The organism is Citrobacter freundii complex sp. 2025EL-00176, from assembly GCF_053309355.1.
In genome coordinates, this window is the sequence record NZ_JBRYHT010000001.1 from 502,245 (window position 1) to 522,344 (window position 20,100).

Below are 20,100 nucleotides of genomic sequence, written 5' to 3' on the forward strand. Positions count from 1 at the left end.
GGTATTATCCTCTGTTTTCTCGTCGGGCAGGGATTCACTTTCTGTAACGTTCCGCTGGGCATGATGTTTGGTGCCCTTTTTACCGTGCTTATGCTTAAACGTATTGGGTTCTCCGTATCCTCAATGCCGGGGAGTATCACGGTTATCCAGCTTTCTCTCGGAATCTCGATAGGGATTATGTTCAGAGATTTTTCATATGGCGAACATCGGCAGATAAGCCTTTTGTTTGCTTTGTTATTATTCTGCTTATCTTTACAATTTACCTTGAGTTACTTCTGGTGTGTGCGGCGGTTAGGCTGGAGTAAAGAAGAGGCGCTTTTAGGTGCAGTGCCAGGAGCGATGGCGGCGGTACTGGCGTTAGCCTCCCATATTAAGACGCCGCCACAAAAGATTGTGATCTCGCATTCTCTGCGTCTCATTACCCTGACGTTTCTGGCCGGGTATATCACCCGTGGGGCATCTGCAGATATTCTGGCAGCGACTCCAGCCGTTTTTTTCTCCGGGCACAATCTGCTCTGGCTGACCGGAATGGTATTAGCAGGATATATTGCGGGGAAGTTTCTGGAGCGCTTACATTTCCCGGCACCCTTTATGATAACCTCGCTGGTTTGCGCGGCTGTATTGCACCCATTATCCTCACAACCGCTAATTTTCCCCGATCTCTTTAACCAGATTAGCATGGTGTTGATGGGGATCTTGCTGGGGCATCATTTTACGACTTATTCGATGGCTGAATTTAGTCGTCATCTTTGGTCTTCGGTACAGCTTGTTCTGATTGGACTGGGGGTGACGATAATCATGGCATCTATCTCGGCGCGCTTGCTGGATTATCCCTTCCCGGTGTTGATGCTCTCCTGGGTTCCCGGCAGCGTGGAGTCGATGTCATTTGCCGCGCTGGCGTTAAAAGCGGATGCGAGCTTTGTTATGGCGAATCATATTATTCGTATGCTTCTCATTCATACCGTTCCTGCATTGGTTTTCTTTCGCAAAAGACAGATGAAAGTGGATTAATGTCTTCCTTGAAGAGCAAGGCATTGTTGTGGCCCCGACACTGTCGTGAATGAAGTGCTGGCCCGACTGGAAACCATTCTGGCCTGATGCTTTAGTATGCACAATGATCAACGCCACAATAGCAAAAAAACCCGCTCAGTTTCCTGAGCAGGGTTTTCTAAATCTGGCTCCTCTGACTGGACTCGAACCAGTGACATACGGATTAACAGTCCGCCGTTCTACCGACTGAACTACAGAGGAATCGTTGTGGAGGCTAATCTTAGCGGCGAAATTTTTTTTGTCAAACCCCATTTTCCTGAATAACGCTCAATTGATGCTTCTCTCGACAGTTTGTTGCATTTGCAGACATTTTAAATGGAAAAAACTTTGCAGCTTTCTTGATTCTCCCTCATCATTTGAAATGAGGTTTCAACTTTCTTCTTTAAGGTCCACTTTGAACGTCTCCGCAGCCTTACGCCAGGTCGCATCCCGCACGCCCTGGTATGCCAAACGCAAGAGTTATAAGGTTCTCTTTTGGCGCGAAATCACTCCGCTTGCCGTGCCTATTTTTCTGGAAAACACCTGCGTGCTATTGATGGGTGTCCTGAGTACTTTCCTGGTGAGCTGGTTGGGAAAAGAGGCGATGGCTGGTGTTGGACTCGCCGATAGTTTCAACATGGTCATCATGGCATTTTTCGCCGCTATCGATCTGGGTACCACGGTGGTAGTTGCCTTTAGCCTGGGAAAACGAGATCGTCGCCGGGCCAGAGCTGCTGCCCGGCAATCGTTGGTGATTATGACGATTTTTGCTACCGTGCTGGCAGCGGTCATTCACTATTTTGGTGAACAAATTATTGACGTTGTCGCAGGTGAAGCGACGCCCGATGTAAAAGCTCTGGCACTCACCTACCTGGAGCTGACGGTGCTCAGCTACCCGGCGGCAGCGATTGCGTTAATCGGTAGTGGTGCCCTACGCGGTGCGGGTAATACAAAAATACCGCTGTTGATTAACGGTGGTATGAACATTCTGAATATCATTATCAGTAGCATCCTGATCTACGGCGTATTTTCCTGGCAAGGGCTGGGGTTCGTCGGTGCTGGACTGGGGCTGACAATCTCGCGCTACATTGGCGCAATTGCCATCATCTGGGTTCTGATGATTGGGTTTAACCCAGCGCTGCGTATTCCCTTCAAAAGCTATTTTAAACCACTCAACCTCGCCATTATCTGGGAGGTGATGGGGATCGGCATTCCGGCCAGTATCGAATCAGTGTTGTTTAACGGCGGCAAGCTGTTAACGCAGATGTTTGTTTCAGGCATGGGGACCAGTGTGATTGCCGGGAACTTCATTGCCTTTTCTATTGCCGCACTCATTAACCTGCCGGGGAACGCTTTAGGCTCTGCCTCGACAATTATTACCGGCAGACGTTTGGGAAATGGTCAGATTGCCCAAGCCGAAATCCAGTTACGGCATGTATTCTGGCTGTCGACCATCGGTTTAACTGCCATCGCCTGGCTGACCGCCCCTTTTGCCGGCGTTATGGCCTCGTTTTACACCCATGATCAGGACGTAAAAGAGGTCATAGTCATTCTGATTTGGCTCAATGCGGCATTTATGCCGATATGGGCGGCCTCCTGGGTATTACCTGCTGGGTTTAAAGGCGCACGCGATGCCCGCTTTGCGATGTGGGTATCTATGTTGGGTATGTGGGGCTGTCGCGTAGTGGCGGGTTACACCCTGGGAATTGTATTAGGATGGGGGGTAGTGGGCGTCTGGTTAGGGATGTTCTTCGACTGGGCCGTACGCGCCGCATTATTTTACTGGCGTATGGTGACAGGCCGTTGGTTGTGGAAATATCCACGTCCCGAACGTGAAAAGTGTATAAAACAACCCGTTGCGCCTGAATAAACGACGAAATGGGGAATATTTCAGCAAACGATCGAATTTATCGATTCAAGCTTTGACAACGCTGAGTGGCATCGCTAATATTCGCCTCGTTCACACGATTCCTCTGTAGTTCAGTCGGTAGAACGGCGGACTGTTAATCCGTATGTCACTGGTTCGAGTCCAGTCAGAGGAGCCAAATTTAAGAAGCCTGCTTAGGAAACTAAGCAGGCTTTTTGCTTTTTCTTTTTCATCGTCAAAGGCATCCACCTATTGAGCAGGTGGATGCTTGATATCAGAACTGATAGCTGGCGGTAACGCTGACGTTGCGTGGTTCGCCATAAACAATAGAGCCGTCGATATTAGTGTCGTAGGTTTTATCGAACAGGTTGTTGAGATTGCCCTGCACCGAGAAGTTTTTCGTCACCTGATAGCGAGTGAATAAATCTACCAGGGCGTAGCTTCCCTGTTCTGCGCGGAATGTGCCGTAGGGGGTGACCGTATCGCTGTAAACGCGATTCTGCCAGTTAACACCACCACCCACGGTCAGTTCTGGCATCGCTGGCAGGCGATAACGGGTAAACAGTTTTACCGTCGTACGCGGCAGGTTCGGGTTTACCGCATTACCGTCATTGTCTTCAGCAACATAGCGTGTTGCGCCGAACGTCATTTGCCAGTTATCGGTGATCGCGCCGTTGATTTCGAACTCGACTCCTTTGCTGACTGTACCATCTACTGCTTTATAAGCCGTGTCTCCGTTACTGCCGGCAATAGGTACACCGGTTGATTGTCCCACATTATCCTGTTCAATGCGGAATACTGCGAGGGTGGTGGTTAACCGGCTGTTCATCCAGTCTGACTTCAGGCCAACCTCATAGTTGTTGCCCGTAATCGGTGAGAGATATTGACCGGAACTGTCGCGTTTGTTTTGCGGCTGGAAGATAGAAGTATAGCTGGCATAGGTTGACCAGTTATCGTCAATGTCATACACCAGACCTGCATATGGCGTGGTGTGGTTTTGCTCCATGCTGTAGGTCAGTGTGTCGATACGCCAGTTGGTATAGCGCGCGCCGACAATCAAATGCAGCGGGTCGGCCAGTGAAATACGCGTGGCGGCGTAGAGCGATTTCATGTGCGTGGTATCATCCTGGGCTAATGACTGCGGGTTCCAGTTGGTTTCCGGGAGGTTACCATCGAACGTATAGAAGCTGCCTGTCTCGTTGGGGAAGACGTTCGCCCATGAACTTTCGTAACGGTTATTCTGCTTACTATAACTGCCGCCCAGCATCAGATTATGCTGACGACCAAACAGGTCGTAGCCGCCGTCGGCGAAGAGGTCGATGGCATCGACTTTACGTTTGCCGCTGTTCCAGCCGGTACCGCCCACGTAGTCATAACCTGGACCATAATTAGAATATGGACCCACCAGCGAGCCATCGGCTTTGTTGACGTACGCATCGATGTACATCATTTTGCTGTCAAACTTAACCTCGGAGTGGGTGGCGTTCAGGGTTGCCTGCCAGGTATCGGCAAAACGTTGTTTGAGGGTGACAAACACTTTGTTGAAGTCTTTATCGTTGTAGGCCCAGTCCGGGGCAGTGCTACGCGAGCGGTCATAGCTGTTTTTACTGCCATCGGTATTCCAGCGCGGCAATCCTCCCCAGGTTGGGCTGTTGATATCAATCTGCTGGTATTCGTAACCTGCAGACAGGCTGGTGGTGTCACCCAGATCGGCATCGACAATCCCGGAGAAGAACATTTTCTCGCTGTTGTAGCGATCAAGCCATGAGTCATTATTCTGGTAGCCTGCCACGATGCGGCCGCGTACGTTACCGTCCGGCGTCAGAGGACTTTGTAAATCAGTAACATAACGCTGTTTATTCCAGCTACCGTATTCTGCTGAAACATTACCGGTAAACTCACGGCTGGTGGCATGTTTGCGGATCATATTGATGGTGGCGGAAGGGTTGCCGGTCCCGGTCATTAGCCCGTTAGCTCCACGGACAACCTCAACACGCTCAAATAAGGCCGTGTCGGAAAGCGCGTCGCCGAGATTCCAGCGGGATTCAAAATAGGTCGGAATACCATCGACCATGTAGTTATCAATCTCAAATCCGCGGGAGTAGTAACTATTGCGATCGGAATCGGCCTGGCTTTTACTGATCCCCAGCGTGTTGTCCATTACGTCGCCCAGCGTTTGCAGTTGCTGATCCTCCATCCGCTGCTGGCTAACAATACTGACCGATTGCGGAATATCGCGCTGCGTCATCTGCATTTTCGTACCCGCAGTCGTCGACTTTACGCTGTAATCCTGTTCCTCGCTGGAGGCGGTTGAAGTGGAACCCTCAACGATAACCGTCTCTTCCGTCGGGGCCGCCTGGCTGGTAGCAGGCAATAGCGCTAACGTGATGCAGGCGGCCAGTAAGGAGGGCGCACGTGCTGGCTGACGCTGATTATTCCCAGTGTTTGTTGTGAAAGACATCGAAAAGCCCTTGATAATTATTAATATTAAGTTCGAATCACCCGTAACGGTGATGAACCCTTTGGTTGTAAATAATTAAATGCGCATGCAAATACAAATGCGAAATATACGCATTAACATTCAATGTGTAAACAGGTGCTTCATTACAAATGAAATATTGTTTCAGTACTATGCTTAAGCAATAGCGTAGGGAAATGGTTATAAGAGCAGCACTGACCAGGGTTTTTGCTTAAAAAATCGAGGGTTAAAGTTGAAAGAGCGTGAGCAACTCGCTCATACTCTATACTCGCAGTGTTACCCGGCGTAGCATGGCATAACGCTTGGGCTGTTAATGAAAAAGGAAAATGTCGTGGCAGAAGAAACTATATTCAGTAAAATTATCCGTCGTGAAATTCCGTCGGATATCGTGTACCAGGATGACCTGGTCACTGCGTTTCGTGATATTTCCCCTCAGGCACCTACGCATATTCTGATCATTCCTAATATCCTGATCCCCACCGTCAACGATGTGACGGCAGAACATGAGCAGGCGCTGGGCCGAATGATTACCGTTGCGGCGAAAATCGCGGAGCAGGAAGGCATCGCTGCGGATGGATACCGTTTAATCATGAATACCAACCGTCACGGCGGCCAGGAGGTGTATCACATTCATATGCACCTGTTGGGTGGACGTGCGCTTGGTCCAATGCTTGCACATAAAGGTCTTTAAGCATGACCAGAGGATGCATTGCACTTTCACTGGGCTTGCTGTTGCTGGCAGGCTGTCGCTCACACCCTGAAATTCCGGTCAGTGATGAACAGTCTCTGGTGATGGAATCAACGATTCTGGCGGCGGGCATCACCGCAGAACAGCCCGTGTTAACCACGTCTGATATTCAGGCCTCAGCATCCTCGCGACTCTATAACGAAAGACAAGAATCCGTCACCGTGCATTATCGGTTTTACTGGTATGACGCCAGAGGATTGGAGATGCACCCTCTGGAAGCGCCACGCAGCGTGACTATCCCGGCTCATTCGTCGGTAACACTGTACGGCAGCGCCAATTATCTGGGGGCGCACAAGGTTAGACTTTATCTATATTTGTAAGGGGTGAATCTTGATGATCAAAATGAATCGCTACGCATTGCTTGCCGCGCTGGCGATGTTTCTCTCTGGTTGTGTGGCTCAACGTGAACCCGCGCCGGTAGAGGAAGTGAAGCCGGTGCCGGAACAGCCCGCGCAGCCGCAACAGCCGGTGCCTGTAGTACCAACGGTGCCAAGCATACCGCAGCAGCCGGGTCCGATCGAACACGAGGACCAAACGGCGCAGCCAACACCGCGCCAACGTCACTACGACTGGAACAGCGCAATGCAGCCGATGGTGGGTAAAATGCTGCAAGCCGATGGCGTGAAAGCGGGTGGCGTTCTGCTGGTTGATAGCGTGAATAACCGTACCAACGGTTCGTTGAACGCTGGTGAAGCGACTGAAACCTTACGTAACGCGCTGGCGAATAACGGCAAATTTACCCTGGTTTCCGCCCAGCAACTGGCTGTCGCCAAGCAGCAGTTAGGTCTGTCGCCGAACGATAGCCTGGGAACACGTAGCAAAGCGATTGGTATTGCCCGTAACGTTGGTGCGCAGTATGTGCTCTATTCCAGCGCATCTGGCAACGTCAATTCGCCGGCACTGCAAATGCAATTAATGCTGGTACAAACTGGCGAGATAATCTGGTCAGGTAAAGGTGCCGTTCAGCAACAATAACAGACTGACGCGCGATGAAGTTCTGTCGCGCTACTTTCCACAGTATTATCCCGTCGTAGCCAGCCACCGCGGCTTGAGCGGCGGGAGCTGCATTATCGAATATCGGACCCACCGTTTAGTGCTGCGCTGTCATCACGACCCCGACGCGCCGGAATCGCATTTTCTACGCCAATATCATGCGTTAAAACACCTACCGGAAAATCTTGCGCCCCGACCACGTTTTTATACGCGTGGGTGGATGGCAGTCGACTTTTTTCACGGTAAGGTAGAATCCAGATTACCGGACGCCGACGAACTTGCTGGCTTATTGTATTATCTGCATCAGCAACCCCGACTGGGCTGGCGAATCAGTCTGCTGCCGTTACTCGAGCAGTACTGGCAGTACGCGGATCCGGCGCGTCGTACACCACATTGGTTACGAACGCTGAAGCGGCTAAGAAAAAGCGGTGAGCCCCGACCTTTTCGGCTGGGACCGCTGCATATGGATGTCCATGGTGACAACATTGTGCGCGCGCCGTCAGGGTTGCGGCTGATTGACTGGGAATATGCCGGAGACGGTGATATCGCTCTTGAGCTGGCGGCGGTGTGGGTCAGTGATGAACTCCAGCACCAACAGCTGGTCAGCGCCTATGCCCGACGGGCGCGTATTGAGCCAACCGTTTTGTGGCGACAGGTCAGGCGATGGCGACCCTGGATCATCATGCTAAAAGCGGGGTGGTTTGAGTATCGCTGGCGACAAACCGGCGATCAACAATTTATCAGGCTGGCCGATGAAACCTGGCGGCAGCTAACAGTGAAAGGATGAGGAGAGCAGTGTGGGCCCAGTAATGTTGGATGTCGAAGGGTATGAGCTGGACGCTGAAGAGCGGGAGATTCTGGCGCATCCGCTGGTAGGTGGGTTGATTCTCTTTACCCGAAATTATCATGACCCGGAACAGTTGCGTGAGTTAGTGCGTCAGATCCGTACCGCGTCGCGTAACCATTTGGTCGTGGCGGTTGATCAGGAAGGCGGACGCGTACAGCGTTTTCGCGAAGGTTTTACCCGCTTGCCTGCGGCTCAATCCTTTGCCGCTCTACACGGTCTGGAAGAGGGCGGCAAACTGGCTCAGGACGCCGGGTGGCTGATGGCCAGCGAAATGATCGCCATGGATATTGATATTAGCTTTGCCCCGGTTCTGGACGTGGGACATATCAGTGCAGCGATTGGTGAGCGCTCTTACCATGCCGAACCGCTGAAAGCGTTGGCGATGGCGACCCGTTTCATTGACGGTATGCATGCCGCTGGCATGAAGACCACCGGTAAACATTTCCCCGGGCATGGGGCGGTGACGGCAGATTCGCACAAAGAAACGCCAACCGATCCGCGCGCAGAAGCCGAGATTCGTGCGAAAGATATGTCCGTATTTCAGACGTTAATTACGCAAAACAAACTCGATGCCATTATGCCTGCGCACGTTATCTACAGTGACGTTGATCCGCGTCCGGCGAGTGGTTCGCCTCACTGGTTGAAAACGGTACTGCGTCAGGAGCTGGGCTTCGACGGCGTTATTTTCTCTGACGATCTGTCGATGGAAGGTGCGGCGATTATGGGAAGCTACGCCGAGCGTGGGCAGGCATCGCTGGATGCTGGTTGCGATATGATCCTGGTCTGCAATAATCGTAAGGGAGCGGTCAGTGTTTTAGATAATCTGTCGCCGATCAATGCAGAACGTGTTACACGTTTGTATCATAAAGGTTCATTTTCACGTCAGGAACTGATGGACTCGACACGCTGGAAGACGGTAAGCGCCCAGCTCAACCAGCTGCATGAGCGCTGGCAGGAAGAGAAAGCAGGTCATTAACGCACGATTGGCGAGGATGCGATGATTATCTATTTACACGGTTTTGACTCTAATAGTCCGGGCAACCACGAGAAGGTGTTGCAGCTGCAATTTATCGACCCGGATGTCAGGCTGATTAGCTACAGTACGCGGCATCCTAAACATGATATGCAGCATCTGCTGAAAGAAGTGGACAAAATGCTGCAGCTTAATGTGGACGACCGTCCGCTGATTTGTGGCGTCGGGCTGGGGGGATATTGGGCAGAACGTATTGGTTTCCTGTGTGATATTCGTCAGGTGGTCTTCAATCCTAACCTGTTCCCGTATGAGAATATGGAAGGGAAAATCGACAGACCTGAAGAGTATGCTGACATTGCGACAAAATGCGTGACCAACTTTCGTGAAAAGAACCGCGATCGCTGCCTGGTGATCCTCTCTCGTCATGATGAAGCTCTGAACAGTCAGCGCTCGTCAGAAGAGCTGCATCACTTTTATGAGATCGTCTGGGACGAAGAGCAGACGCATAAGTTTAAAAATATCTCCCCACATTTGCAGCGCATTAAGGCGTTCAAGACATTAGGCTAAGCCTGATGAGCGTGTAAAAAACCAGCTTTCGGGCTGGTTTTTTTTGTCCTTAACCTTCGGGTTGTCTATCTTTTCAGCATCAAAACTTGATGCACATCAATTTTGGTATGACCAATGCACCGTTCGTGTTATTCTCACTCTCGAAGGACATTTTCATTATCGTAACTTGTTGTTAATTAAAGGCTATGCCAATAACTTTTAATTAACAATTGGTTAATAAATTTGAGGGGGTCACGTTGACTACACCATTGAAAAGGATCGTGATTGTCGGCGGCGGTGCTGGCGGACTGGAAATGGCGACGCAGCTGGGTAAAAAGCTGGGGCGTAAGAAAAAGGCCAAAATTACGCTGGTGGACAGAAACCACAGCCATTTATGGAAACCGTTACTGCATGAAGTGGCGACCGGTTCTCTGGATGAAGGTGTGGATGCGCTGAGCTATCTGGCGCATGCCCGTAACCATGGCTTCCAGTTCCAGTTGGGCTCGGTGGTTGATATCGATCGCGAAGCGAAGACCATTACTATCGCTGAGCTGCGCGATGAGAAGGGCGATCTGCTGGTTCCTGAGCGTAAAGTACCGTATGACACGCTGGTGATGGCGCTGGGCAGTACGTCCAACGATTTCAACACGCCGGGCGTCAAAGAGAACTGTATTTTCCTGGATAACCCGCATCAGGCGCGTCGTTTCCACCAGGAGATGCTGAATCTGTTCCTCAAGTATTCCGCGAATCTGGGCGCTAACGGTAAAGTGAATATTGCCATTGTCGGCGGCGGCGCGACGGGGGTTGAACTCTCCGCGGAACTGCACAATGCGGTTAAACAGCTGCACAGCTATGGCTATAAAGGGCTGACCAATGACGCGCTGAACGTTACGCTGGTTGAAGCCGGTGAGCGTATCCTGCCTGCATTGCCGCCGCGAATTTCCAGTGCCGCGCACAATGAGTTAACCAAACTGGGCGTACGCGTACTGACTCAGACGATGGTTACCAGCGCTGATGAAGGTGGGTTGCATACCAAAGATGGCGAATACATTGAGGCCGACCTGATGGTGTGGGCCGCAGGGATCAAAGCGCCAGACTTTATGAAGGATATTGGCGGTCTGGAAACGAACCGCATTAACCAACTGGTGGTTGAGCCGACGCTGCAAAGCACACGCGATCCTGACGTGTATGCGATTGGCGATTGCGCTTCCTGCGCGCGTCCGGAAGGTGGTTTTGTGCCGCCGCGCGCTCAGGCTGCGCACCAGATGGCGACCTGCGCGATGAACAATATCCTGGCGCAGATGAACGGCAAACCGTTGAAAGCGTATCAGTACAAAGATCACGGTTCTCTGGTCTCGCTGTCTAACTTCTCTACCGTCGGTAGTCTGATGGGTAACCTGACGCGCGGTTCAATGATGGTAGAAGGCCGTATTGCGCGCTTTGTCTACATCTCACTGTATCGTATGCATCAGATTGCGCTGCATGGTTACTTCAAAACCGGCCTGATGATGCTGGTCGGCAGTATTAACCGGGTGATTCGCCCGCGTCTGAAACTGCATTAATATTGACCTGAGGCGTCGGACGATTTCACGCATCCGACGCCTTCCTTCAGAGTTCTCCGAATCATCCTGCTTTATCCCTGCCTTCCGCTATTTTCATCCGTAATCTGATTGGCATTCCTTACCTTCTGTTGCAAAGTTGTTGCTAATAGCAAAAAAGGAGGAAGTCCCGTGAATAAATCAATGTTGGCGGGTATAGGGATTGGCGTAGCTGCTGCGCTGGGTGTTGCAGCGGTGGCCAGTCTTAACGTTTTCGAGCGTGGCCCACAGTATGCACAAGTTGTCTCTGCAACACCGATTAAAGAGTCGGTAAAAACGCCACGCCAGGAGTGTCGGAACGTGACGGTCACGCACCGTAAGCCGGTGCAAGATGAAAACCGTATCGCGGGCTCTGTACTGGGTGCCGTTGCTGGCGGCGTTATCGGCCATCAGTTTGGTGGCGGACGCGGTAAAGATATTGCCACCGTGGCGGGAGCGTTAGGCGGCGGTTATGCCGGTAACCAGATCCAGGGTTCGATGCAGGAAAACGATACGTACACCACCACGCAGCAGCGCTGTAAAACGGTGTATGACAAATCAGAAAAAATGCTGGGCTACGACGTGACGTACAAAATTGGCGATCAGCAGGGGAAAATTCGTATGGATAAGGACCCCGGCGCGCAAATTCCGTTGGATAACAACGGACAGTTGGTACTGAATAACAAAGCGTAAAATAGCATTATCCTGAACATTAGCCCCCCATTCGCTCAGGCTGGGGGGCTTTTTTTATCAGAAGGTTAAGGCGTAGTTCAGACCAAAGGTACGTCCCCGGCCCTTGTATTCATACAGTGACGGGCTGCCATAAGTTGGGCTGTACAGCAGTGGCGCACGTTGTCCCCATAGCGTGGTGTACTCCTCATTCAGCAGGTTTTCCACGCTGAAGGTCAGTTTACCTAACGGGAGCTGGTAGCTGCCGATAAAGTCCATGGTGTTATAGCCGTCCAGCTTATTGCCACTGGCGTCGCTCAGATCAAATGTTTGCTGGCTCTGTACGCGCAACGACCACGGTTCAGGCGCCCAGCCGACCCATGCGGTTGCTTTAGATGGCGAAGCCAGAGTGACATCCCATTTCTGCCATTTACCGTTTTGTTTCACTTCGGATTTAATGACGTTGAAGTTGCTGCCCAGACTCCAGTCGGTATCGGCGATGAAATAATCTACCGCGCCTTCCAGACCATAAATCCGGCGATCGTCGGGTTGTACGTTTATGGTCATATCACTGCGGTTGATAACGATCGATTTATCCGAAGTGGAGTAATAAGCAGCCAGTTGCGTACGCAGGTTATCGCCCGTGTAACGCCATCCCAGTTCGTACGAGTTAACTTTAATCCCCTCCAGACGTGAATCCGCCACGTTGACGCTGCGCTGGAGCTGGTAATGATCGCCAACCAGAGAATAGGTGCCGTTACCGTAATATTTCCCCGGGTCCGGAAGCTCCACGCCCTGAGAGAAGTTAAACCAGGTTTGCTGGCGCTCAGTCAGGTGGGCGAGGATCCCGGCGTTAAACAGGAAGTTATCGTAATCGGTTTTGCCGCCCGGAATGGTATCGGCGGAGTTTGCAACGCCGGTCGCGATGCCCTGCTGTTGGGCATAGCCAACGAAATCATCAACCCTGTTTTCGGTCCATTGATAGCGCACGCCGCCGCTGAGGGTAAAGATGTCGTTTATGTCATAGCTATTTTGCAGGAAAGGCGCGAAGTTGGTGATGCTGTAACCAGGATAACGTCCGGTAGTATAGGCGGTACGGTTGTCCATGCCGCCGGAGGGCAGAGAGTAAGCCAGATCGAAGAATTTCTGATTGGAGTCGAAGGTTTCATGATCGGCATCGATGCCCCATGTCAATTCCCAGTCATTCATCACCTGGCTGTTGAGGGTGATTTTTGCGCCAAACTGGTCGGTATCCTGCTGTGAGGCGGAGAAACTGGTGACCTTGCCTTTGCTCAATGTGGGGAAGGGGTAGAACTTAAGGGATTCGTCGCGGTAATAGATTTGACTGACCAGGTTCTGACCAAAGAAATCTGCATCTGAATATTGCAGGCTGATCAGATGGCGCTCGGTGCCGGGAATACGATCGGAGTTCAGTCCGCTGCTGGTATACGCTTTACCGTTTCCGGTCACGGCGGACATGTTCTCGCCGAGATCCAGCCCGTAATCGTCATCCCCCTGGCTCTTGTAATACTGGGTAACCAGTTGCAATTGACGGTTGTCATCCAGCTCAATCGTCCCGGTGCCCATCACGTCCAGACGATCGGAATGCTGCAGGCCGGTTTGGGTGTTATCCAGCAGCAGAGCATCGTGGTTGCCATCATACCAACCGCCAAACCGTTGATACGCGACGGACATACGACCGGATGCGCGATCGGTTCCTCCGCTCACCGCGGCGGCGACGCGTTCGTCATGATCGTTACTGTTATTAAACCCGCTTTTACTGCCCAGTTCGAGTTCGACTTCACGCTCAGGCTGACCTTTTTTGGTGACGATGTTGATCAAACCGCCGGTACTCCCTCCGCCATACAAGGATGTGGCGCCTGAGATGACTTCAATATGCGCAATATTAAACGGGTCAATGGAGTCAAGTTGCCGGCTGTCGGTGCGGGAAGAATTCAGACGGACGCCGTCTATCAATACGACTATGGCGCGACCGCGCATGTTCATGCCGTAGTTGGTTCGTCCCTGACTGCTGACATCAATTCCGGGGATTAACTGAGCAAGAACATCCTTGAACTCTTTGCCACCCTGAACTTGCTGTTCAATTTCGCTTCCTTCAATAACCCAGGTCGTTTGCGCCATTTCTGCCACGGTGCGTTGGCTACGGTTAGCGCTGACGATGAGATTCTCTTCCTCCGCCGCAATGGCCGGTAGGGTTAAAGATAATAAGAGCGGATTGAGCACCCAGAGACGCTTATGCATTTGTATTCCTTTTAAAAAAGTCGGTCTGTTTTTGTTATTGCGGTAGAGAAACCGATAGTTACATTGGGAAACAGGTGTTAAAACAAATGCGAATATTGCTGATAATAATTGTCGTTATCAATACATTTTTTAAAAAAGATCTGCTAATGCGATGAAAACAATAAGGAATGAAGGGGTATTGGTACAAATAAACCGAGGGCTTTTAGCCCCCGGCAGTGTCATCTGTTCGTGGAAGAGAGAGGAAAGGACTAAGCTTTGATGAGTTCGGGCCACAGCCGCAGGGTGGTATGTGCGATCTGCATCAGTTTCTCAAATGACGCACCTTCACGGGCGCTAATCGACATACCCTGTAAAATGCAGTTCAGATATTCGGCCAGCTTTTGCACGTCGCAGTGGGCCGGAATTTCGTCCCGCTGCTGGCGCTGACGAAGGAACTGGGTGAGCGTCTGTTCCTGCATCGCATGGCGTGATTTCACCGTGTGGGCGATCTCGCGGGAAGAGGCCGCCAGCGTAGCGGACGTATTAATCATAAAACATCCTGCCGGAGTATCTTTACTGGTAAAGCAGGTCGCTATGGCGGTGAAATAGTCTTCCAGTGCGGACTCCAGGCTTTTTTCCTCACAAAACAGCTGGGCTTCGTGTTTCGCCGCAAAGCGCGTGATATAGCGGTCCAGCACGGCACGAAACAACCCTTCCTTGTTGGTAAACTCCGCATACAGCGTGGGCGCTTTGGCACCGGTTGCTTCCACGAGATCGGCGAGCGATGTCGCTTCATATCCGTGCTGCCAGAAGAGTGTCATGGCCTTATCAAGCGCGGCTTCCCTGTCGAACACTTTTGGTCGGCCACGGCTTTTTTTTGCACAACCTGTCGTTTCAGTTGTCATGGCGCCGATGTACCTTAGTTGGGTTTATTGAATAACCATTATAAAAATATTCCCCCCCACACTCCAGCGGATTAGCGATAAAAATAATTTATAGCTATTAGCATGAAAAATAAGGTCTTTATGTTTTATATAACGATCATTATAAAAAAATGTTGACGTGTGACCTGGATCACATCTATGATTTACCTATCGATCGTTAAGTTAATACTTACGACACCCATTCATCTGCAAAAGGTCACTATTATGAAAAACGTAAAAACTCTGTTTGTTGCTGCTGTTCTTAGCTCACTGTCATTTGCAAGCTTTGCCGCTGTTGAAGTTCAGGCCACGCCTGCAGGTCAACAGAAAGTCGGTACTATCTCTGCAAATGCGGGGACGAACTTAGGTTCTCTGGAAGATCAACTGGCGCAGAAAGCGGATGAGATGGGCGCGAAATCGTTCCGTATTACTTCCGTTACCGGTCCTAACACCCTTCACGGGACTGCCGTTATCTACAAATAAGATTTAACCCATCGCAATGCCACTGCGAGTTAAATAAAAAACCCCCGCGGAATAAAATCCAGCGGGGGTTTTTTTATGCGTAACGTTTACATCGGTTGCTGAGCCACGTCGTGATGACGGGTCACATCGACCGGCATGCCTGAGCGAATTTCCATCGCATGTTCCATGACGGCAGGATCCGTTTGCGCCGCATTTTTAAAGGTCTGCATTGCGGCGTTCAACACGATCGGCAGCAGTTGCGGGTCGTCATTGATCTTTTCAGACAGCGGCTGGTGTACTTCCACCAGCCGCACGCCGTTAGGTTCGACAGAGGCTTTGATCGGCGTGTTAATGATATTGACTTTGGTTCCTGGCTTCACTTGACGGAACAGGGTTTCGATATCACCGTCGCGCAGACGAATACAGCCAGAACTGACGCGCATGCCGATGCCAAAATCAGCATTGGTGCCGTGCAGCAGATAAACGCCGCCGTATGCGGCTAAGCGAATCGCGTGATGGCCCATCGGGTTATCTGGCCCGGCAGGGACAACGGCAGGAAGATCGATGCCGTTTGCCTTATAGCGCGCGCGGATGTTTGCCGTAGGCGTCCAGGTGGGGTTGGCGCGTTTATCGGAAATGGTGGTTACCATGGTGGGGGTCAGCGTATCACCGCCTAACTGGCCAATGCCAATAGGATATACGGTCACCGAATTTGTCCCGGGCTGGTAATAATAAAGACGCAGCTCGGCGAGATTGATGACAATGCCTTCGCGTGGTGCATCCGGTAACAGAGTTTGCAATGGGATAGTCAAAACGCTGCCAGGGCGCGGTACGAAAGGATCAACGCCGGGGTTGGCCTGTAGCAGCGCTAAAAAGCCGACGTTGTATTTTTTCGCAATCGCTTCGAGAGAACCGCCATTGTCTTCGACAACGTGAACGGCATTCTGTCCCACCAGGCGGCTTCCCGGCGGCGGCAGCGGCCAGGTGTTTGCCTGAGCCGGAAGTGCTAACGCAAAGGTCGCTGCAAGCGTAAAAAACGCTAACCAGCGAGAGAGTCGTTTATTGTTTAACATCACCATAAATCCATTGTTTTTACGTGGTTTTTATTATGTAAAAGTAAACAGGAATTATGGCCGTTTGCTGTGTCGGGAAGTGCAGGGAAGTGCAAAGAGTTTGTAAATTCAGGCCGGGAGAGCTGTGTGCGCTCCCGGCCTGTTCACTATGCTACGGCATTTTCTTCAAGCTGGCGCATAAACTGGCGTACCCAGTCGATTCGCGTTTTGCGCTCGCCCAGATCCTGCATGAATTTTAGCCGGGTTGGACCGTCCAGACGGAAGTGCTGCGGCTGTTTTTGCAGTAAACCAATCAGCCAGACCGGGTTGACGTGGTTTTTCTCGGCAAACTCAATCGTGCCGCCTTTTTCATTGCCTTCAAGCTTTCTGATGCCAAGTTTCTGCGCCTGTTGGCGTAAGCGGGCAATATCCAGCAACGTACGGGCCGGATCGGGCAACAGACCAAAACGGTCTATCAGCTCGACCTTAATTTCTTCCAGCTCGTTTTCGCCTTTCGCACTGGCAATACGCTTGTAGAACGACAGTCGCGTGTTGACATCGGGAATATAGTCGTCCGGCAGCAATGACGGCATGCGCAGTTCAACTTCGGTTTGCTGGCTGGTGAGATCTTCCAGCGACGGTTCGCGTCCCTCTTTGAGCGCATCGACAGCATTTTCCAGCAGTTCCATATATAGCGAGAAGCCGATGCTTTCCATGGAACCACTCTGATCTTCACCCAGCAGTTCCCCGGCGCCGCGAATTTCGAGGTCGTGGGTCGCCAGCGCAAAGCCCGCGCCCAAATCTTCCAGCGAGGCGATGGCTTCCAGACGCTTTTGCGCGTCGGTGGTCATCGCTTTTGGATGCGGCGTCAGCAGCCAGGCGTACGCCTGATGGTGCGAGCGTCCCACACGGCCACGCAACTGGTGCAATTGCGCTAAACCAAAATGATCGGCGCGTTCGATGATAATGGTGTTGGCGGTCGGAATGTCGATCCCGGTTTCGATAATGGTAGTACACACCAGCACGTTAAAACGCTGATGGTGGAAATCATTCATCACGCGTTCCAGTTCGCGTTCGCGCATTTGACCGTGGCCGATACCAATACGCGCTTCCGGCACCAGTTCCGCTAATCGGTCAGCGGTTTTCTGGATATTTTCGACGTCGTTAAACAGATAATAAACTTGCCCTCCGCGCAGAACTTCACGCAGGATAGCCTCGCGAACCACCAGATTGTCGTACTCGCGCACAAAGGTTTTCACCGCCAGACGACGGGCAGGAGGCGTGGCGATGATCGACAGATCGCGCATGCCGCTCATCGCCATATTGAGCGTACGCGGAATAGGCGTTGCCGTCAGCGTCAGGATATCGACATCCGCGCGCATTGCTTTGATGCGCTCTTTATGACGAACGCCAAAACGGTGCTCTTCATCGACAATCAACAGACCCAGATCTTTTAGCTTCACGTCCGCTTGCAGCAGTTTGTGGGTGCCGATAAGAATATCGATTTTACCCTCGGCAACCTGCTCCAGAATTTGCGCTTGCTCCTTGGCGCTACGAAAACGGGACAGCATCTCGATGCGTACCGGCCAGTTGGCAAAGCGGTCGCGGAAGTTGTCGAAGTGCTGCTGCGCGAGCAGGGTGGTCGGAACCAGTACGGCAACCTGCTTGTGGTTCTCTACGGCGAGGAAGGCGGCACGCATCGCGACTTCGGTTTTACCAAAGCCGACGTCGCCGCACACCAGACGATCCATGGCCAGCGGCTGACACATATCGCTGAGGACCGCGTTGATCGCCTGCGCCTGATCGGGCGTAGTTTCAAACGGGAAGCTGTCGCAAAACAGCTGGTACTGCTCACGGTCATGCTTAAAGGCAAAGCCTTCTTTCGCCGCCCGCTGAGCATAGATATCCAACAGTTCTGCCGCGACATCGCGCACCTTCTCAGCGGCTTTCTGGCGGGCACGAGACCAGGCATCGCCGCCCAGTTTATGTAGCGGCGCATTTTCTTCCGCGCCACCAGCGTAGCGGCTGATCAGGTGCAACGATGACACAGGCACGTACAGTTTGGCGTCGTTGGCGTAGGTGAGCATCAGGTACTCGCCGGTGATACCGCCCGCTTCCAGCGTGGTCATCCCGGCATAACGGCCAACGCCGTGCTCCAGGTGCACCACCGGTTGACCTGGATGCAGTTCTGCGAGGTTGCGAATTAACGTATCTGGATTGATGGTGCGACGAGAATCCTGGCGGCGGCGCGCCACGCGTTCCCCGAGCAGATCGCTTTCACAAATCAGCGCCAGGTTGCGTTTGCTATCAATGAAGCCGTGTTCGGCTGCGCCAATCATCAGATAGCGGCCATTGTCGATGGCTTCGTCGAGACGCAGTATGCGCTTCGGCGCGATTTTGATACGGGCGAGCAGTTCGCCGAGCGCTTCGCGACGACCTTCACTTTCAACCGAGAAAATCACCGGACCGGTGAAGGCTTCAAGAAATTTACGTAACGCATCTAACGGTGCTTTTTGCTGCGCCTGAACCGCGATATCTGGCAACTTCTGGAAGCCGAGGTTAGTATTTGCGGCTTTGTTCGCCAGTGTCTCGGTTTTCAGTTGAACGCGCGGCCAGCGTTTTAGTTCGGAGAACAGCTCATCAACGCGCAGCCACAGCGAGTGCGGCGGCAGAAGCGGGCGCATCGGATCAACACCCCGATTCTCAAAACGCGACAGGGTATCGGCCTGGAAGCGCTCTGCACTGGTCTCTATATCACCCGTATTGACCAATAACGTATTGGCGGGGAAATAGCTGAACAGGGGGGGCAGCGGCTCGCTGAAAAACAGCGGCTGCCAGTATTCAATACCCGCAGGTAACGTGCCTTTGCTGACCTGCTGGTAAATATGTTCGGCGTCGCGTTTAACTTCAAAGGTATCGCGCCACTGGCTGCGGAACAGCTCGATTGCCGTTTTATCGGTCGGGAATTCGTGCGCGGGCAGCAAATTAATGGCATCGACTTCTTCCAGCGTGCGCTGGGTGTCGGTATCAAACAGACGCAGGCTGTCGATTTCGTCATCAAAAAAGTCCAGACGATAAGGCAATTCACTGCCCATTGGGAACAGATCCAACAACGCGCCGCGCGTGGCGTATTCGCCGTGCTCCATCACCTGATCAACATGGCGGTAGCCCGCGCTGTCCAGTTGTTCGCGCAGGGCGTCGCGCGAAAGCCGCTGACCTTTTTTCATCACCAGCGCATGGCCGTGCAGATAGCTGTGCGGACAGACGCGCTGCATCAGCGTGTTCACCGGTACAATCAGCACACCGCGCTGCATGGCGGGGAGTTGATACAGGGTGGAAAGTCGCGAGGAGATAATCTCCTGATGAGGGGAAAAGCTATCGTAGGGCAGCGTTTCCCAGTCCGCCAGGTTCATTACCATCTGGTCGGTAAACTGACGAATTTCATCATGCAGTCGCAGGGCATTTTGCATGTCCGGCGCGATCAGTACTACAGGACCCGCATGACGTTCAGCGATTTCGGCGACCAGCGTCGCGCAAGCTGCGCCGGTCAGTTCACCTAACTGGCGCTGGTCGGAAGCGCCGGCCGGGAGCGTGTAACGATGTTGTTCAGGCATTCGGTTGTCAGGATCTCGTTTAGATATACATCTGATAAGCAATGTTCTTTATTATCCGTGATCGTTTCTCATAAGCAAAT

The 20,100-nt window shown here is 52.1% G+C and carries 16 protein-coding genes and 2 tRNA genes; 12 read left to right on the forward strand and 6 right to left on the reverse strand.

Annotation, left to right across the window (positions count from 1 at the left end; translation table 11 throughout):
* The first annotated feature begins 60 nt into the window (after nt 1–60).
* Entirely contained in the window at nt 61–1,011 is a 951-nt protein-coding gene (locus tag ACVXHP_RS02475) for an AbrB family transcriptional regulator (protein ID WP_447570788.1), read from the forward strand.
* A 164-nt stretch (nt 1,012–1,175) separates the two neighbouring features.
* Here the strand turns inward: ACVXHP_RS02475 and ACVXHP_RS02480 are convergent.
* A tRNA-Asn gene (locus tag ACVXHP_RS02480) sits at nt 1,176–1,251 on the reverse strand.
* A 160-nt stretch (nt 1,252–1,411) separates the two neighbouring features.
* Here ACVXHP_RS02480 and ACVXHP_RS02485 point away from each other — a divergent pair.
* Nucleotides 1,412–2,899, forward strand: a complete 1,488-nt coding sequence (locus tag ACVXHP_RS02485; protein ID WP_304697985.1) for an EmmdR/YeeO family multidrug/toxin efflux MATE transporter — start codon at nt 1,412–1,414, stop codon at nt 2,897–2,899.
* A 99-nt stretch (nt 2,900–2,998) separates the two neighbouring features.
* Nucleotides 2,999–3,074: transfer RNA gene (locus ACVXHP_RS02490), tRNA-Asn, on the forward strand.
* 96 nt (nt 3,075–3,170) lie between these two features.
* Here the strand turns inward: ACVXHP_RS02490 and fhuE are convergent.
* Nucleotides 3,171–5,357, reverse strand: coding sequence for a ferric-rhodotorulic acid/ferric-coprogen receptor FhuE (gene fhuE, locus ACVXHP_RS02495; RefSeq protein ID WP_447570789.1), 2,187 nt, complete (start codon nt 5,355–5,357; stop codon nt 3,171–3,173).
* Nucleotides 5,358–5,706: 349 nt separating this feature from the next.
* On the opposite strand from fhuE, the gene hinT reads away from it, so the two are divergent.
* The 8 genes from hinT (at nt 5,707) to ACVXHP_RS02535 (ending at nt 11,752) form a co-directional block, all read left to right on the forward strand.
* Complete coding sequence (gene hinT / locus ACVXHP_RS02500; protein WP_061381942.1) at nt 5,707–6,066, forward strand: purine nucleoside phosphoramidase; 360 nt, start codon at nt 5,707–5,709, stop codon at nt 6,064–6,066.
* Between the two features lie 2 nt (nt 6,067–6,068).
* The gene (locus tag ACVXHP_RS02505) at nt 6,069–6,443 is read left to right on the forward strand and encodes a YcfL family protein (RefSeq protein ID WP_038639814.1); all 375 of its coding nucleotides are present in this window, start codon (nt 6,069–6,071) and stop codon (nt 6,441–6,443) included.
* Nucleotides 6,444–6,456: 13 nt separating this feature from the next.
* The gene (gene lpoB, locus ACVXHP_RS02510; RefSeq protein ID WP_038639817.1) at nt 6,457–7,098 is read left to right on the forward strand and encodes a penicillin-binding protein activator LpoB; all 642 of its coding nucleotides are present in this window, start codon (nt 6,457–6,459) and stop codon (nt 7,096–7,098) included.
* Nucleotides 7,079–7,903, forward strand: coding sequence for a thiamine kinase (gene thiK, locus ACVXHP_RS02515; RefSeq protein WP_447570790.1), 825 nt, complete (start codon nt 7,079–7,081; stop codon nt 7,901–7,903). Before lpoB ends, thiK begins: the two co-directional genes overlap by 20 nt.
* Before the next feature lie 10 nt (nt 7,904–7,913).
* Nucleotides 7,914–8,939 carry a beta-N-acetylhexosaminidase gene (nagZ, locus tag ACVXHP_RS02520; RefSeq protein WP_316129472.1) on the forward strand — a complete coding sequence of 342 codons (1,026 nt, stop codon included), beginning with the start codon at nt 7,914–7,916 and terminating at the stop codon, nt 8,937–8,939.
* 21 nt (nt 8,940–8,960) lie between these two features.
* Nucleotides 8,961–9,503: an alpha/beta hydrolase YcfP gene (gene ycfP, locus ACVXHP_RS02525; RefSeq protein ID WP_003030817.1), complete on the forward strand. Its 543-nt coding sequence runs from the start codon at nt 8,961–8,963 to the stop codon at nt 9,501–9,503.
* A 236-nt stretch (nt 9,504–9,739) separates the two neighbouring features.
* Entirely contained in the window at nt 9,740–11,044 is a 1,305-nt protein-coding gene (gene ndh / locus ACVXHP_RS02530) for an NADH-quinone dehydrogenase (protein ID WP_061381749.1), read from the forward strand.
* A 168-nt stretch (nt 11,045–11,212) separates the two neighbouring features.
* Nucleotides 11,213–11,752 (forward strand): glycine zipper 2TM domain-containing protein, encoded by a 540-nt coding sequence (locus ACVXHP_RS02535; RefSeq protein ID WP_003030814.1) that lies wholly within the window; start codon nt 11,213–11,215, stop codon nt 11,750–11,752.
* A 57-nt stretch (nt 11,753–11,809) separates the two neighbouring features.
* Here the strand turns inward: ACVXHP_RS02535 and ACVXHP_RS02540 are convergent, their stop codons facing one another.
* A complete protein-coding gene (locus tag ACVXHP_RS02540) occupies nt 11,810–13,990 on the reverse strand; it encodes a TonB-dependent siderophore receptor (protein WP_447570791.1) in 2,181 nt (726 codons plus the stop codon).
* Nucleotides 13,991–14,238: 248 nt separating this feature from the next.
* A complete protein-coding gene (gene comR / locus ACVXHP_RS02545) occupies nt 14,239–14,874 on the reverse strand; it encodes a TetR family copper-responsive transcriptional repressor ComR (protein WP_061381747.1) in 636 nt (211 codons plus the stop codon).
* A 243-nt stretch (nt 14,875–15,117) separates the two neighbouring features.
* Between comR and bhsA the strand changes: the two genes are divergently transcribed.
* Nucleotides 15,118–15,375 carry a multiple stress resistance protein BhsA gene (gene bhsA / locus ACVXHP_RS02550; protein ID WP_029139491.1) on the forward strand — a complete coding sequence of 86 codons (258 nt, stop codon included), beginning with the start codon at nt 15,118–15,120 and terminating at the stop codon, nt 15,373–15,375.
* Between the two features lie 86 nt (nt 15,376–15,461).
* Here the strand turns inward: bhsA and ldtC are convergent, their stop codons facing one another.
* Together ldtC and mfd are read right to left on the reverse strand one after the other, a co-directional pair.
* Nucleotides 15,462–16,427: a L,D-transpeptidase LdtC gene (ldtC, locus tag ACVXHP_RS02555; RefSeq protein WP_200006714.1), complete on the reverse strand. Its 966-nt coding sequence runs from the start codon at nt 16,425–16,427 to the stop codon at nt 15,462–15,464.
* A gap of 146 nt (nt 16,428–16,573) precedes the next feature.
* A complete protein-coding gene (gene mfd / locus ACVXHP_RS02560; RefSeq protein ID WP_042309100.1) occupies nt 16,574–20,020 on the reverse strand; it encodes a transcription-repair coupling factor in 3,447 nt (1,148 codons plus the stop codon).
* Between the last annotated feature and the right edge of the window lie 80 nt (nt 20,021–20,100).